Raw genomic sequence first — 14943 nt, forward strand, 5'->3', positions numbered from 1 at the left:
ATTGCCCGGGCCTTCTCATTTTGGTGATGTGCAGGCTTGCTGCTGGTTAAAAGGCATCCCCAGGCACCCGCACCCAGCCCTCCATCAGGATGCGGGCGGAGCGGGACATGACCGCCTTGGTGACCGTCCACTCGCCATTCACCTGCCGCGCCTCTGCCCCCACCCGCAGGGTGCCGGACGGATGGCCGAAGCGCACCGCCTCGCGCTCGCCGCCACCGGCGGCCAGGTTCACCAGGGTGCCGGGGATGGCCGCCGCTGTGCCTATGGCCACGGCGCAGGTCCCCATCATGGCGTGGTGCAGCTTGCCCATGGAGAGGGCCCGCACCAGCAGATCGATCTCGTTCGCCTGCACCTGTTTGCCGCTGGAGGTGCGGTACTCCCTGGCCGGCGCGACGAAGGCGATCTTGGGGGTGTGCTGGCGGGTGGCCGCCTCCTCCGGCGTCTTGATGAGCCCCATGCGCAGGGCGCCGGCGATGCGGATCTGCTCGAAGCGCGCCAGCGCCTCGGGGTCTGTGTTGATCGCCTCGCGCAGCTCGGTGCCCTGATAACCGATCTCTTCGGCCTCGACGAACACTGTGGGGATGCCGGCGCTGATCAGGGTGGCCTTGATGTTGCCAAGGCCGGGCACCTCGAGATCGTCGATGAGGTTGCCGGTGGGGAAGAGGGCGCCGCCCTCCTCCCCATCGTCGGACGGGTCGAGAAACTCCAGCACCACCTCGGCGGCGGGGAAGTTGACCCCGTCCAGCTTGAAGTCACCGGTCTCCTGCACCTGACCGTTGCTGATCGGCACATGGGCGATGATGGTCTTGTGGATGTTGGCCTGCCAGATCCGCACCACGCAGGTGCCGTCGTGGGGAATGCGAGCCGGATCCACCAGCCCCGCATGGATGGCGAAGGCGCCGGCGGCGGTGGAGAGGTTGCCGCAGTTGCCACTCCAGTCGACGAACGGCTTGTCGATGGCAACCTGGCCGTAGAGGTAGTCCACGTCGTGATCGGGCTGCTGGCTTTTGGAGAGGATCACGCACTTGGAGGTGGAGGAGGTGGCACCCCCCATGCCGTCCATGTGGGCAGAGTAGGGATCAGGGCTGCCGATGACGCGCATGAAGAGCGCATCACGAGCCGGGCCCGGCACCTGGCAGTGTTCTGGCAGATCGCCTAAGCGAAAGAAGACGCCCTTGCTGGTGCCGCCGCGCATATAGGTGGCCGGGATCCTGACTTGAGGTGTGTGAGTCGAAGAGAGTGGGGCCATGAATCTTGTCCTGAAAAGAGTGACGGTTCCTTCTTCCTCGGGGAGAAGGTGCCCTAAGGGCGGATGAGGGGAGATCCCCTCACCCCAACCCTCTCCCAAAGGGAGAGGGAGCACATCATGCCTCTCCCGGTGAAGGGGAGGAATACCATATATCAGCTGGCGGCCTTGTGGGTGGTCGCTTCCAGGAAGTCCTGGGCGAAGCGCTGCAGCACGCCGCCGGCCTCATAGACCGAGACCTCCTCGGCGGTGTCGAGACGGCAGGTCATGGGCACCTCGAGCGTCTCGCCGTTGCGTCTGTGAATGACCAGCACGAGATCGGTGCGCGGGGTGCGCGCACCCTTGACGTCATAGGTCTCGGTGCCGTCCAGCCCCAGGGTCAAACGGCTGGTGCCCGGTTTGAACTCCAGCGGCAGCACTCCCATGCCGATCAGGTTGGTGCGGTGAATACGCTCGAAGCCTTCCGCCGCTATCACCTCCACCCCTGCCAGTCGAACGCCCTTGGCCGCCCAGTCACGGGACGAGCCCTGGCCGTAGTCGGCGCCCGCCACTATGATCAGCGGCTGCTTGCGGGCCATGTAGGTTTCGATGGCTTCCCACATCCGCATGACCCGGCCCTCCGGCTCGACCCGGGCGAGGGAGCCCTTCTTCACTGCGCCGTTTACCACCGCCATCTCGTTTACCAGCTGAGGGTTGGCGAAGGTGGCGCGCTGGGCGGTCAGGTGATCGCCGCGGTGGGTGGCGTAGGAGTTGAAGTCCTCCTCCGGCAGCCCCATCTTGTGCAGGTATTCACCGGCCGCGCTGCTGCGCATGATGGCATTGGAGGGGGAGAGGTGATCCGTGGTGATGTTGTCCGGCAACAGCGCCAGCGGCCTCATGCCCTTGAGGGTTCGTTCCCCCGCCAGCGCCCCTTCCCCCTCTTTATCCCAATAAGGCGGGCGACGGATATAGGTGCTCATGGGACGCCAGTCGTACAAAGGCGCCACTTTGGGGCCATGGTCTTCCTCTATGGTGAACATGGGGATATAGACCTGACGGAACTGCTCCGGCTTCACCGAGGCCTTGACCACGGCATCAATCTCGTCATCCGACGGCCAGATGTCTTTCAGGCGAATTTCCTTACCGTTCACCACTCCCAGCACATCCTTCTCTATGTCGAAGCGGATGGTGCCCGCGATGGCGTAGGCCACCACCAGCGGCGGCGAGGCGAGGAAGGCCTGCTTGGCGTAGGGGTGGATGCGACCGTCGAAGTTGCGGTTACCCGACAGCACGGCGGTGGCATAGAGATCACGATCGATGATCTCCTGCTGGATGGCGGGATCCAGTGCGCCTGACATGCCGTTGCAGGTGGTGCAGGCGAAGGCCACTATGCCAAAGCCGAGCCGCTCCAGCTCGCTGTCCAGTCCCGCCTCTTTCAGGTACAAGGCCACCGTCTTGGAGCCCGGTGCCAGGGACGACTTGACCCAGGGTTTGCGGGTCAGGCCGAGCTGGTTGGCGTTGCGCGCCAAGAGCCCTGCCGCAATCACGTTGCGCGGGTTGCTGGTGTTGGTGCAACTGGTGATGGCGGCGATGATCACGGCCCCATCCGGCAGCAGGCCGTCGGCCTCCTGGGCGCGGGCCTTGTCCAGATCCACCGCTATGCCGCGCGCGGCGAGATCGGCCACCGGCAGGCGGCGGTGGGGGTTGGAGGGGCCCGCCAGGGTGCGCACCACGGTCGATAAATCAAAGTGCAGCACGCGCTCGTACTGGGCACTCGCCAGGCAGTCGGCCCAGAGGCCCGCCTCCTTGGCATAGGTCTCCACCAGCTTGACCTGCTCACTATCACGGCCGGTGAGACGCAGGTAGTCGATGGTCTGCTGGTCGATGAAGAACATGGCCGCGGTGGCGCCGTACTCAGGCGCCATGTTGGAGATGGTGGCGCGATCGCCCAGGGTGAGGGCGGCGGCGCCCTCACCACGGAACTCCAGGTAGGCGCCGACCACTTTCTGCTGACGCAGGAACTCGGTCAGGGACAGCACCAGATCCGTGGCGGTAATGCCAGCTTGCGGCTTGCCGCTCAGCTCGACGCCGACGATCGAAGGCAGGCGCATCCAGGAGGCGCGCCCCAGCATCACGTTCTCCGCCTCCAGCCCGCCCACCCCCACCGCTATCACCCCGAGGGCGTCCACGTGGGGGGTGTGGCTGTCGGTGCCGACACAGGTGTCCGGGTAGGCGAGGCCCCTGTCGCTGTGAATGACAGGGGACATCTTCTCCAGGTTGATCTGGTGCATGATGCCGTTGCCCGGCTGGATCACCTCTATGTTCTTGAACGCCTGCTTGGTCCAGTTGATGAAGTGGAAGCGATCCTCGTTGCGGCGATCCTCGATGGCGCGGTTCTTGGCAAAGGCATCCGGGTCGAAGCCGCCGCACTCCACGGCGAGCGAGTGATCGACGATGAGCTGCACCGGCACCACAGGGTTGACCTGGGCGGGGTCGCCGCCCTGATCGGCGATGGCATCGCGCAGACCGGCCAAGTCCACCAGGGCGGTCTGGCCCAGGATGTCGTGGCACACCACCCGGGCCGGGAACCAGGGGAAGTCGCGATCGCGCTTATTCAAGGCGATCTGGCCGAGGCACTCGCCGAGGATGGCCGGATCGCACTTGCGAACCAGGTTCTCGGCGTGGACGCGGGCTGTGTAGGAGAGTCTGTCCCAGGCGCCGGGGGCGATGGCGTTCACCGCCTCCCGGGCGTCGAAGTAATCCAGTGCCGTACCGGGCAGGGGCTTGCGGTATTGTGCGTTGGTCATCACTTGCGCTCCTGATTCTGCTCGGCATGGACGCGGGCTGTGTAGGAGAGTCTGTCCCAGGCGCCGGGGGCGATGGCGTTCAGCGCCTCCCGGGCGTCGAAGTAGTCCAGTGCCGTGCCGGGCAGGGGCTTGCGGTATTGTGCGTTGGCCATCACTTGCGCTCCTTGAGCGGCACGAAGGTCAGATCCTCCGGGCCCACGTAGTTGGCGCTCGGGCGGATGATCTTGCCGTCGATGCGCTGCTCGATGACGTGGGCCGACCAGCCGGAGGTGCGGGCGATCACGAACAGCGGGGTGAACATGGCGGTGGGCACCCCCATCATGTGGTAGCTGACGGCGCTGAACCAGTCGAGGTTGGGGAACATCTTCTTGGCTTCCCACATGGTGGACTCCAGGCGCTCGGCGATGTCGAACATCTTGGTGTTGTGCTGCTCCAGGCTGAGCTCGCGAGCCACCTCTTTAATCACCTTGTTGCGGGGATCCGAGACGGTGTAGACGGGGTGGCCGAAGCCGATGACCACTTCCTTCTTCTCGATGCGGGCGCGGATGTCGGCCTCGGCCTCGTCCGGATTGTCGTAACGCTTCTGGATCTCGAAGGCCACCTCGTTGGCACCGCCGTGCTTGGGCCCGCGCAGGGCACCTATGGCACCTGTGATGCAGGAGAACATGTCGGAGCCGGTGCCGGCGATGACGCGGCCGGTGAAGGTGGAGGCATTGAACTCGTGCTCGGCGTAGAGGATGAGGGAGGTGTGCATGGCGCGCACCCAGGAGTCGCGGGGCTTCTCACCGTGCAGCAGGTGCAGGAAGTGGCCGCCGATGGAGTCGTCGTCGGTCTCCACATGAATGCGCTTGCCGTTGTGGCTGAAGTGATACCAGTAGAGCAGCACCGAGCCGAGGCAGGCCATCAGCTTGTCGGCGATGTCGCGAGCACCCGGGTGGTTGTGATCCTCCTTCTCAGGCGACAGACACCCCAGCACCGAGGTGGCGGTGCGCATCACATCCATGGGATGGGCGCTGGGAGGCAGTTGCTCCAGTGCCACCTTGACCCCAGCGGGCAGGCCACGCAGGGACTTGAGCTTGGCCTTGTAGCCGGCTAATTCTGCGGCATTGGGCAGCTTGCCGTGCACCAGCAGGTGGGCTATCTCCTCGAATTCGCAGCTGGTGGCCACATCCAGGATGTCATAGCCACGGTAGTGCAGATCGTTGCCGGAGAGGCCCACAGTACAGAGGGCGGTGTTGCCGGCGGCGGTGCCGGAGAGGGCGACGGATTTCTTCGGCTTGAAGCCGGGGGTGGTTTCCACAAGTGCGCTCATCACAGGTTTCCTCATTCAGTCCGTTGAAGCGCCGGCTGCCAGCATGAGGCGGCCGGTCGGCATGTTATTCCTTGGTAGACAGGTCCTTGGTGAACAGCCTGTCCAGGGTCTGCTCGTAGTGGTGGTAGCCGAGGAAGTCGTAGAGGGACTCTCGGGTCTGCATGGTGTCGACCACGGCACGCTGGTGGCCGTCGCGGCGAAGCTGCTGATAGACGTTGAGGGCGGCCTGGTTGGCTGCGCGGGCGGCGCTCAGGGGGTAGAGCACCATGTCGACGCCGTGGGCAGCGAGGGCCTCCTTGTCAAACAGCTCCGTCTTGCCGAATTCGGTCATGTTGGCGAGGATGGGGACGCCAGCCGCCTGCTTGAAGCTGTCGTACTGGTGAAGTTCGGTGACCGCCTCGGCGAAGATCATGTCGGCCCCGGCGGCGGCGTAGGCCGCGGCGCGCTCCAGGGCCGAGCCCAGCCCTTCCACCGCCAGGGCGTCGGTGCGGGCCATGATGACGAAGCTCTCGTCCTGGCGGGCATCCACCGCCGCCTTGATGCGATCCACCATCTCGGCCATGCTCACCACCGCCTTGTTGGGCCTGTGGCCGCAACGTTTCTGGGCGACCTGATCCTCCATGTGAACGGCAGCGACCCCGCCGCGCTCGAAGGCACGGACGGTGCGGGCTATGTTGAAGGCGCCGCCCCAGCCGGTGTCGATGTCCACCAGCAACGGCACCTGGGTGGCGGCGGTGATGCGCTCGGCATCGATGAGCACGTCGTTCATGGAGGTCATGCCGAGATCCGGCAGGCCGTAGGAGGCGTTGGCCACCCCGGCACCGGACAGATAGAGGGCCTTGAAGCCGCTGCGTTCGGCCATCAGCGCCATGTAGGCGTTGATGGTGCCGACGATCTGCAGGGGTTTCTCATTGGCCAGCGCGGTGCGAAAACGCGCCCCGGCCGAGGGGGACAAGTTAGACATAGTGACTCCTTTCATGCTGCTCATGTTTTGCTGTGAATAGAACCATCTCACACTACGTTTACGTTAACGTCAATTATGCTTAGGTCCAAGGCCCGTCACTGAGCGGGCACAGGCGGCTGCTTCCTGGATAAATCCCTGTAATTCAATTAAATACCTTCAGGCTCCAACACTTGCCCGGCCATGTCGCCTCGCCGTCATGGGGGAACAGGGCCGATTCTGTCGTCTTCCCCGAGGGCGGGCAACGAATTCGAAGGGGGGTGTCATGAGATGAAAAGTGGCTGTCGCCCGATGAAAAGCGGCCATTCACCCAACCCCCTAGATTCAATCCGGACGATGCATTTCATTCACGAACGGATTGGAGAACAGAGATGGCCAACGCCATACGCTTTTATGAAACCGGGGGCCCGGACGTGCTGCGCTACGAAGAGGTGGCGGTGGGCGAACCCGGTCCCGGCCAGGTGCGCCTGCGCCATGCCGCGGTCGGCCTCAACTATGCCGACACCTATTTTCGCAATGGCACCTACCCCATCCCCATGCCCAATGGCCTCGGGGTCGAGGCAGCCGGGGTGGTGGAGGCGGTGGGCGAGGGGGTCAGCAATGTGGCGGTGGGCGATCGCGTCACCTACACCGGCTTTATCAACACCCTAGGCGCTTATTCTACCGAGCGCCTGATCCCGGCCGCCCCCCTCATCCGGCTGCCGGACAGCATCAGCTGCGAGACCGCCGCCGCCATGACAATGCGGGGCCTGACGTCTACCTACCTGATGCGCCGCATCCATGACTTCAAGCCCGGTGACAGCATCTTGCTGCACGCGGCGGCGGGGGGCGTCGGCCTCATCGTCGCCCAGTGGGCCAAACTGCTGGGGCTGACGGTGATAGGTACCGTTTCGAGCGACGCCAAGGCCGAGCTGGCCCGTGCCCACGGCTGCGACTTCACCATCGACTACAGCCGCGAAGATGTGGCCACCCGGGTGCGCGCCCTGACCGGCGGCGCCGGGGTCGACGTGGTGTTTGACAGCGTCGGCAAGAGCACCTTCATGGGCTCGCTCGATTCCCTCAAGCGTCGCGGCCTCATGGTCTGCGTCGGCACCGCCTCCGGTCCCATCGAAGGCTTCAACCCGCAGCTGCTGGCCATGAAGGGTTCCCTCTACCTGACCCGTCCGGCGCTCGCCGACTACATCGCCGATCCCGCCGAGAAGGAGGCCCTGGCCGGCGAGCTGTTCGATCACGTGGCCAGCGGGCGGATCAAGATAGAGATCAACCAGCGTTACGCGCTGCAGGACGCAGCGCAGGCTCACCGCGATCTCGAGTCGCGCCAGACCACGGGCTCCTCCGTGTTCATCATCTAGGCCAAGGATCCCAGGCCAGCCCGCACTGGAGGGCGGTGCCTGCAGCACTGACTTGTCATTCAGGGAGAGAGACATGCGTGTAGAACAACTGACCTGCCACATAGGCGCCGAACTGAGCGGTGTCAACCTGGCGGACGCCGTTCACGATGAGGGGCTGTTCGCCGAGATCCGTACCCTCTTGCTCAGGCACAGGGTGCTGTTTTTGCGCAAGCAGGATATCAGCCGCGCCGATCACGTGGCCTTCGCCCGCCGTTTCGGCGAGCTGGAGGATCACCCGGTGGCGGGCAGCGACCCGGAGAATCCCGGCCTGGTGCGCATCTACAAGTCCCCGGAGGTGCCGAGCGATCGCTACGAGAATGCCTGGCACACCGACGCCACCTGGCGCACCCAACCGCCCATGGGGTGCGTGCTGCGCTGCGTGGAGTGTCCGCCCGTGGGGGGCGACACCCTCTGGGCCAACATGGTGGTGGCCTACGAGCAGCTGCCGGGGGAGATCAAGGAGAAGATCGCCGGCCTGCGTGCCCGTCACAGCATAGAGGCGAGCTTCGGGGCGGCCATGCCCATCGAGAAGCGGTTGGCCTTGAAGGCCCAGTTCCCGGATGCGGAGCACCCCGTGGTGCGCACCCACCCGGAGACCGACGAGAAGATCCTCTTCGTCAATGCCTTCGCCACCCATCTCACCAATTTCCACACCCCGGCCCACGTGCGTGTCGGCCAGGACTACAGCATGGGGGGCAGCGATCTGCTGCGCTACCTGATAAGCCAGGCCTATATCCCCGAGTATCAGGTGCGCTGGCGCTGGCAGCCGGGCAGCATCGCCATCTGGGACAACCGCAGCACCCAGCACTATGCCGCCATGGACTACCCCCCCAGCCATCGCAAGATGGAGCGGGCCGGGATCATGGGAGATACCCCCTTCTGATCAAACCCCGGGCCCCGCGCCCGGGAGAGATCACCACGCCCGGCTCTTCATGGAAGGCCAGCCAATTTAAGGAATGAACAGATGCAATTTTTTGACGATTCCCTGCACCCGGAAAACATGGAAAAAGTGGTCATCACAGTGGCCCCCTACGGCCCAGAGTGGGCCCCCGGCGACTTCCCGGAAGACATTCCGGTGACCATGGAGGAGCAAGTCCAGAAGGCGGTGGAGTGCTTTGATGCCGGTGCCACAGTGCTGCACCTGCACGTGCGCGAGCTGGACGGTACCGGCTCCAAGCGGCTGTCCAAGTTCAACGAGCTGATCGCCGGGGTGCGCAAGGCGGTGCCCGACATGATCATCCAGGTGGGGGGCTCCATCTCCTTCGCCCCGGAAGGGGAGGGCGAGGCGGCCAAGTGGCTCTCCGATGACACCCGTCACATGCTGGCCGAGCTGACCCCGAAGCCGGATCAGGTCACTGTGGCCATCAACACCACCCAGATGAACATCATGGAGCTGCTCTACCCCGAGTACCTGGCAGGCACCTCGCTGGCGAACCCCGCCTACCAGGCGGCCTATAGCGAGATGACGGTGCCGGCCGGCCCGGCCTGGGTGGCGGAGCACCTGAAGCGGCTGATGGCGAATGGCATCCAGCCCCACTTCCAGCTGACCGGCATGCACGCCCTCGAGACCCTGGAGCGGCTGGTGCGCCGGGGTGTCTACATGGGCCCGCTCAACCTCACCTGGATCGGCATCGGCGGCGGCTTTGACGGCCCCAACCCGTTCAACTTCATGAACTTCGTCCACCGTGCGCCGGACGGTGCCTGCGTCACCGCCGAGTCGCTGCTGAAAAACGTGCTGCCCTTCAACATGATGGCCATGGCCATGGGGCTGCACCCCCGCTGCGGCATAGAGGACACCATCATAGGTCAGCACGGCCAGCGCATGAGCTCGGTGGAGCAGATCCGCCAGTGCGTGCGGGTCGCTCACGAGCTGGGCCGCGAGGTAGCCAACGGCAAGGAGGCCCGCGCCATCTACCGCATCGGCGTGCAGTACGACAGCGTGGAGGAGACGCTGCTGGCCAACGGCATGGCGCCGAACCGGACCCCGGGCCAGAAAGGGGTGCCACAACGGTCCTGAGCCAGATGGGTCGCCGCAAAAATAGCGGGGCGGCGACCCTCCAACACTGTTTGCCAAACGGCCTTGCGCCTTGCACTATGCAGCACGCAGGGTAACTGAGTGATGAATCAATATTGTCTGGCCGGGGGCCTCTGCCGCCGGTCCTTTGACCGAAAAACCCAACCCAATTTGCAGTAGCGCGAGGGATTGTATGGCTACGTATCATATCGATGACGACCCAGAGGCCGGCAAGGTTGCCGTGCCCCGTCGTTATGCCTGGATAGTGTTTGCGCTGACCTTCGGTCTGCTCATCTCCGATTACATGTCGCGTCAGGTGCTCAATGCCGTCTTCCCCATGCTCAAGGGGGAGTGGGCGCTCTCGGACACCCAGCTTGGCCTGCTCAGCGGCATAGTGGCGCTCATGGTCGGGCTCTTGACCTTTCCGCTCTCCCTGCTCGCCGATCGTTTCGGCCGGGTCAAGAGCCTGGCCATGATGGCCGCGCTCTGGAGCCTGGCGACCCTGGGCTGCGCCCTGGCCCAGGACTATGAGCAGATGTTCATCGCCCGCTTCCTGGTGGGAGTGGGGGAGGCGGCCTACGGCAGCGTCGGCATCGCCGTGGTGGTCTCAGTGTTCCCGCGGGAGATGCGGGCCACCCTCTCCGGCGCCTTCATCTCCGGCGGCATGTTCGGCTCCGTGCTCGGCATGGCCACCGGGGGCGTGCTGGCGCACTTCCTCGGCTGGCGCTGGGCCTTCGCCGGCATGGCCCTGTTCGGCCTGGTGCTGGCGGCCATCTATCCCCTCATCGTCAAGGAGGCGCGGATCTCCCAGACCAGCCGGGCGGCACGAGGGAGCACGGAGGCGGGCCGCAATCCCCTGCGCAGCCTCTACTCTAGCCGCTCGGTGATCTCGGCCTATGTGGGCAGCGGCCTGCAGCTGTTCGTCGGCGGCACCGTCATCGTCTGGATGCCGAGCTACTTCAACCGCTACTACGGGCTGGACACGGACAAGGCGGGGCTCATGGCCGCCATCATAGTGCTGTGCAGCGGCGCCGGCATGATCCTCTGCGGCATGCTGAGCGATCGGCTGTGCCGCAACCGGCCGGATCGCAAGATAAGCCTCGCCATCGCCTATTGCCTCGGGAGCTGTCTGCTGCTCTCCCTGGCGTTTGCCCTGCCGGCCGGGCTGCCCCAGCTGCTGCTGATAGGTCTGGGGATGTTCATCGCCACCGGTACCTCGGGTCCCGCCGGTGCCATGGTGGCCAACCTCACCCACGCCAGCGTGCACGGCACGGCCTTTGCCACCCTTACCCTTGCCAACAACCTGCTCGGGCTGGCCCCAGGCCCCTTCATCACCGGCAAGGTGTCCGACCACATAGGCCTGGACAACGCCTTCCAGCTGGTGCCCCTCATCAGCGTCGCGGCCGCCGCCGTCTTCTTCTACGGCAAGCGCCACTACCACAAGGACGTGGCCAGGGTCGAAGGGGACGCCCGCCAGGTCGTCACTGGTCCCCAGGGCTCGGAGGTGAGGGCATGAGGCTCAGCATCGAGGTCTATGTCGATTTCATCTGCCCCTGGTGCCTCATCGGCAAACGCCAGCTGGCGCAGGCCCTGACCCAACTGCGGGCAGAGCGGCCCGAGGTGCAGGTCGATGTACGCTGGCGCGGGGTGCAACTGCTGCCCGCGCTGCCGGTGCAGGGGGAGGATTTTCACGACTTCTACCTGCGGCGCCTTGGCAGCGAACAGGCCATGGGCCTGCGTCAGGCCCAGGTGCGGCAGGCGGCGGCCAGCGTCGGCGTTGCGCTGGACTTTGGCAATATCCCCCGCATGCCGAACACGGCGGATGCCCACCGCCTGTGGCAACGGGCCTGCCAGCTGGGATCGCCGGCGCAGCTGGACGAGTTGCTGGAGTGGCTGTTCGCCTGCCACTTCCTGCACGGCGGGGATCTGGGGGATGGTGCTACCTTGCTGGGGCTGGCCGAGGCGGCGGGCTTTGGGTCCGCCGATCTGGTGAGCTGCCTGCAGGGGGACGGGACTCCCTTCCACTGCGATCTGCCCGGGGCGGCCCAGCAGGGGGTGCCCAGCTTCGTGATGGGGAAGGGCTTGACTCTCAGCGGGGCCCAGCCGGTGGCGAAGCTGCTGGCCAGCCTGCGCCAGGCGCTGGATGCGGCGGCCGGGGCGACGGCTGCGCGTATCTTGGTGCCAGCCGAGCGGGTGCCTGAACCGGGCAAACGTATCCTCATCGAGGCCCAGGGCAAGAGCCTGGTGCTGTTCAACGTCGATGGCCGCTTCCACGCCATCGACGACAGTTGCCCTCACCAGGGGGCCTCATTGTGCGGCGGCAAGCTGGAGGGGGAGGTGATCCAGTGCCTGGCCCACGGCCTGCGCTTCAACCTGACGACGGGGCTGCTGCTGAACTCGACCCAGCTCAGGGTCGGCCGCTACCCGGTCGAGCGGGAGGGTGCGGGGCTCTCCATCCTCATCCCATCCCGGGAGGTCAGCCCATGCTCACCCTGACCATGACGGATCGCTATCAGCGAGTGCGAACCCTGGCCCCCGGCATGGCGGTCAGCATCACGGTGGCGGCGGCCGCCACCTTCCTCTCCGAACACTACGGCGCCCCCGTGCTGCTGTTTGCCCTGCTGCTCGGCATGGGGCTGAACTTCCTCAGCGCCGAGGGGACCTGCAAGGCGGGCATCGAATTCACCGCGCGCAGCGTGCTGCGGATCGGGGTCGCCCTGCTCGGCATGCGCATCACCCTGGGCCAGATCGCCGAGCTGGGCTGGATGCCGGTGCTGCTGGTGGTCACCCTGGTGGTGGTCACCATCAGCCTCTCTGTGGTGGCGGCCAGGCTGATGGGATTCCAGCGGCTGTTCGGTATGCTGACCGGGGGGGCGACCGCCATCTGCGGCGCCTCCGCCGCCCTGGCCCTGGCCGCCTCCTTGCCCAATCACCCCCAGAAGGAGCGCGCCACCCTGTTCACGGTGATCGGGGTCTCTGTGCTCTCCACCCTGGCGATGATCCTCTACCCCATGATCGCCCGCTTCTTCGAGCTGACGCCGGTGGAGGCGGGGGTCTTCCTCGGCGCCACCATTCACGACGTCGCCCAGGTGGTGGGTGCCGGCTACAGCATGTCCACCGAGACCGGTGACGTGGCGACCGTGGTCAAGCTGATGCGGGTCGCCATGCTGCTGCCGGTGATCGTCGTCGCCGCCATGATCACCCGCAGGCAGGGGGCGGATCCCGCCTCTGGCAAGCGTCCGCCCCTGCTGCCCCTGTTTGCCGTCGGCTTCCTGGTGCTGGCCTGCATCAACAGCACAGGCTGGGTGCCCGTCCCGTTGCAGGAGGGGGTCAACGGCCTGTCACGCTGGTGCCTGGTCATCGCCATCGCCGCCATCGGCATGAAGACCCAGCTCAAGGAGCTGGCGGCGGTCGGCATCAAGCCCATCCTGCTGATGGTGGGGGAAACCGCCTTCCTGGTCGCCCTGGTGCTGACCCTGATGCATTGGGGCATCAAGCCTTAGGAAGGCCATGGATGCCGAATCAAAAAAACAGCCATAAAACGAACGCGCCCCTGTGGCCAACGGACTAGCCAGAGAGCAGAGAGGTAGTTATGAACAAGGTTTATCCCAGCGCCCAGGCCGCCCTGAGCGGCCTGGTGCAGGACGACATCACCATAGCCTCGGGGGGCTTCGGCCTATGCGGCATCCCGGAGCGGCTCATCGAGGCGCTGAAGGGGAGCGGCAAGGGCGGCTTCACCATCATCAGCAACAACTGCGGGGTGGATGACTTCGGGTTGGGACCGCTGCTCCACAGCCGCCAGATAAAGAAGATGATCTCCTCCTACGTGGGGGGCAACAAGGAGTTCGAGCGCCAGTATCTCGCGGGGGAACTTGAGCTTGAGTTCACCCCCCAGGGGACGCTCGCCGAGAAGCTGAGGGCTGGCGGCGCCGGCATCCCGGCCTTCTTCACCCGCACCGGTTACGGGACGCTTATCGCCGAGGGCAAGGAGACCCGCCAGTTCGATGGCGAGTGGTATGTGATGGAGCATGCCCTGACCGCCGACATCGCGCTGATCAAGGGCGCCAAGGCCGACAAGGCGGGCAACCTGATGTTCAACAAGACGGCGCGTAACTTCAACCCGCTCTGTGCCAAGGCGGGACGGGTCTGCGTTGCCGAGGTGGAGGAGATAGTCGAGGTGGGGGAGCTGGCCCCGGACGAGATCCACCTGCCCGGCATCTATGTGCAGCGGCTGGTCTTGAACCCCGACCCCGAGAAACGCATCGAAGTGCGCACCGTCATGGAGAAAAACTGACATGCTCTGGACCCGTGAAGAGTTGGTGCAGTACATCCCCCAGGAGCTTCTATTGGCTTTCTTTTTCCAACCGTGCGCAGCGAGGAACTAAATCATGGCCTGGACCCGTGAAGAGATGGCGCAGCGCGCCGCACAGGAGCTGCAAGACGGCTTCTACGTCAACCTGGGGATCGGCCTGCCGACCCTAGTGGCCAACTATATCCCGGACGGCATGGAGGTGTGGCTGCAGAGCGAGAACGGCCTGCTCGGCATAGGCCCCTTCCCGAGCGAGGCCGAGCTGGATCCGGATCTCATCAACGCCGGCAAGCAGACCATCACCACACTGCCCGGCAGCAGCTTCTTCGACAGCGCCGAGAGTTTTGCCATGATCCGCGGCGGTCACATCAACCTGGCCCTGCTCGGGGCCATGCAGGTCTCCGAGCGTGGCGATCTCGCGAACTGGATGATCCCGGGCAAGATGGTCAAGGGCATGGGGGGGGCCATGGATCTGGTGGCCGGGGTCAAGCGGGTGGTGGTGCTGATGGAGCACTGCGCCAAGGGGGGCGAGCACAAGATACTGGAGTGGTGCTCCCTGCCGCTGACCGGGGTCGGCGTGGTGGATCGCATCATCAGCGATCTCGCCGTGCTGGACGTGACCCCCGGGGGCCTTCGTCTGGTGGAGCTGGCCCCCGGCATCGAGTTCGAGGCGCTGCAAGCCGCCACCGGCTGCGCCATAGCGCGCTGACGCTTAGCCATCCACGGGGAGGGCGCTCGCGCACTCCCCGCTATTGTTTCTCGCCATCTACGTCTCTTGCCCCTTGGCTATCCTGCACTGACCCGTCGGCTCCCGCTTGTCCCCATCTCCTGTTCCCTTCGCGGCTTTTCTGTCGCCCGGATCACGGTTCTCAGCTGAACAAGGGCTGTATGGGGCCGGTCGTCGACGAGCGAATCCCGCGCCAG

General features: G+C 65.3%; 13 protein-coding genes. 8 read left to right on the forward strand and 5 right to left on the reverse strand.

What is annotated here, in order from left to right; translation table 11 throughout:
- Positions 1–46 precede the first annotated feature (46 nt).
- The 5 genes from prpF to prpB all read right to left on the reverse strand — a co-directional run bounded on the left by prpF (position 47) and on the right by prpB (position 6308).
- Positions 47–1249, reverse strand: coding sequence for a 2-methylaconitate cis-trans isomerase PrpF (gene prpF, locus AB5Y91_RS00005; protein WP_368168787.1), 1203 nt, complete (start codon positions 1247–1249; stop codon positions 47–49).
- A 152-nt stretch (positions 1250–1401) separates the two neighbouring features.
- Positions 1402–4032 carry a Fe/S-dependent 2-methylisocitrate dehydratase AcnD gene (acnD, locus tag AB5Y91_RS00010; protein ID WP_368168788.1) on the reverse strand — a complete coding sequence of 877 codons (2631 nt, stop codon included), beginning with the start codon at positions 4030–4032 and terminating at the stop codon, positions 1402–1404.
- Positions 4032–4184: a hypothetical protein gene (locus AB5Y91_RS00015; RefSeq protein ID WP_368168789.1), complete on the reverse strand. Its 153-nt coding sequence runs from the start codon at positions 4182–4184 to the stop codon at positions 4032–4034. Before AB5Y91_RS00015 ends, acnD begins: the two co-directional genes overlap by 1 nt.
- Positions 4184–5344, reverse strand: a complete 1161-nt coding sequence (gene prpC / locus AB5Y91_RS00020; RefSeq protein WP_106886504.1) for a 2-methylcitrate synthase — start codon at positions 5342–5344, stop codon at positions 4184–4186. Before prpC ends, AB5Y91_RS00015 begins: the two co-directional genes overlap by 1 nt.
- Before the next feature lie 64 nt (positions 5345–5408).
- Positions 5409–6308, reverse strand: a complete 900-nt coding sequence (prpB, locus tag AB5Y91_RS00025; protein ID WP_111911518.1) for a methylisocitrate lyase — start codon at positions 6306–6308, stop codon at positions 5409–5411.
- Positions 6309–6676: 368 nt separating this feature from the next.
- Here prpB and AB5Y91_RS00030 point away from each other — a divergent pair, with 368 nt between their 5' ends.
- From AB5Y91_RS00030 to AB5Y91_RS00065, 8 genes are all read left to right on the forward strand, one after another.
- On the forward strand, positions 6677–7657 hold the full coding sequence (locus tag AB5Y91_RS00030) for a quinone oxidoreductase (protein ID WP_368168790.1): 981 nt from the start codon (positions 6677–6679) through the stop codon (positions 7655–7657).
- Between the two features lie 73 nt (positions 7658–7730).
- Complete coding sequence (locus AB5Y91_RS00035) at positions 7731–8579, forward strand: TauD/TfdA family dioxygenase (RefSeq protein WP_168235315.1); 849 nt, start codon at positions 7731–7733, stop codon at positions 8577–8579.
- An 81-nt stretch (positions 8580–8660) separates the two neighbouring features.
- Positions 8661–9713 carry a 3-keto-5-aminohexanoate cleavage protein gene (locus tag AB5Y91_RS00040; protein ID WP_106886508.1) on the forward strand — a complete coding sequence of 351 codons (1053 nt, stop codon included), beginning with the start codon at positions 8661–8663 and terminating at the stop codon, positions 9711–9713.
- A 190-nt stretch (positions 9714–9903) separates the two neighbouring features.
- Positions 9904–11226: an MFS transporter gene (locus AB5Y91_RS00045; protein ID WP_368168791.1), complete on the forward strand. Its 1323-nt coding sequence runs from the start codon at positions 9904–9906 to the stop codon at positions 11224–11226.
- Complete coding sequence (locus AB5Y91_RS00050; RefSeq protein WP_368168792.1) at positions 11223–12206, forward strand: DsbA family protein; 984 nt, start codon at positions 11223–11225, stop codon at positions 12204–12206. The genes AB5Y91_RS00045 and AB5Y91_RS00050 overlap by 4 nt, the downstream gene beginning before the upstream one ends.
- Positions 12194–13213, forward strand: a complete 1020-nt coding sequence (locus AB5Y91_RS00055; RefSeq protein WP_163148653.1) for a YeiH family protein — start codon at positions 12194–12196, stop codon at positions 13211–13213. Before AB5Y91_RS00050 ends, AB5Y91_RS00055 begins: the two co-directional genes overlap by 13 nt.
- 89 nt (positions 13214–13302) lie before the next feature.
- Positions 13303–14004 (forward strand): CoA transferase subunit A, encoded by a 702-nt coding sequence (locus AB5Y91_RS00060; RefSeq protein ID WP_139744639.1) that lies wholly within the window; start codon positions 13303–13305, stop codon positions 14002–14004.
- 94 nt (positions 14005–14098) lie between these two features.
- Positions 14099–14728, forward strand: a complete 630-nt coding sequence (locus AB5Y91_RS00065; protein ID WP_106886512.1) for a CoA transferase subunit B — start codon at positions 14099–14101, stop codon at positions 14726–14728.
- The last annotated feature ends 215 nt before the right edge of the window (positions 14729–14943 follow it).

Origin of the sequence: Aeromonas sp. R4-3 (genome assembly GCF_040908275.1) — a bacterium.
Lineage (GTDB): Bacteria > Pseudomonadota > Gammaproteobacteria > Enterobacterales > Aeromonadaceae > Aeromonas > Aeromonas rivipollensis.

Bases quoted from the DNA above. Each gene is read 5' to 3' on its own strand.
- prpF (WP_368168787.1), bottom strand. From the start codon at position 1,249: ATGGCCCCACTCTCTTCGACTCACACACCTCAAGTCAGGATCCCGGCC.
- acnD (WP_368168788.1), bottom strand. From the start codon at position 4,032: ATGACCAACGCACAATACCGCAAGCCCCTGCCCGGTACGGCACTGGAT.
- AB5Y91_RS00015 (WP_368168789.1), bottom strand. From the start codon at position 4,184: ATGGCCAACGCACAATACCGCAAGCCCCTGCCCGGCACGGCACTGGAC.
- prpC (WP_106886504.1), bottom strand. From the start codon at position 5,344: ATGAGCGCACTTGTGGAAACCACCCCCGGCTTCAAGCCGAAGAAATCC.
- prpB (WP_111911518.1), bottom strand. From the start codon at position 6,308: ATGTCTAACTTGTCCCCCTCGGCCGGGGCGCGTTTTCGCACCGCGCTG.
- AB5Y91_RS00030 (WP_368168790.1), top strand. From the start codon at position 6,677: ATGGCCAACGCCATACGCTTTTATGAAACCGGGGGCCCGGACGTGCTG.
- AB5Y91_RS00035 (WP_168235315.1), top strand. From the start codon at position 7,731: ATGCGTGTAGAACAACTGACCTGCCACATAGGCGCCGAACTGAGCGGT.
- AB5Y91_RS00040 (WP_106886508.1), top strand. From the start codon at position 8,661: ATGCAATTTTTTGACGATTCCCTGCACCCGGAAAACATGGAAAAAGTG.
- AB5Y91_RS00045 (WP_368168791.1), top strand. From the start codon at position 9,904: ATGGCTACGTATCATATCGATGACGACCCAGAGGCCGGCAAGGTTGCC.
- AB5Y91_RS00050 (WP_368168792.1), top strand. From the start codon at position 11,223: ATGAGGCTCAGCATCGAGGTCTATGTCGATTTCATCTGCCCCTGGTGC.
- AB5Y91_RS00055 (WP_163148653.1), top strand. From the start codon at position 12,194: ATGCTCACCCTGACCATGACGGATCGCTATCAGCGAGTGCGAACCCTG.
- AB5Y91_RS00060 (WP_139744639.1), top strand. From the start codon at position 13,303: ATGAACAAGGTTTATCCCAGCGCCCAGGCCGCCCTGAGCGGCCTGGTG.
- AB5Y91_RS00065 (WP_106886512.1), top strand. From the start codon at position 14,099: ATGGCCTGGACCCGTGAAGAGATGGCGCAGCGCGCCGCACAGGAGCTG.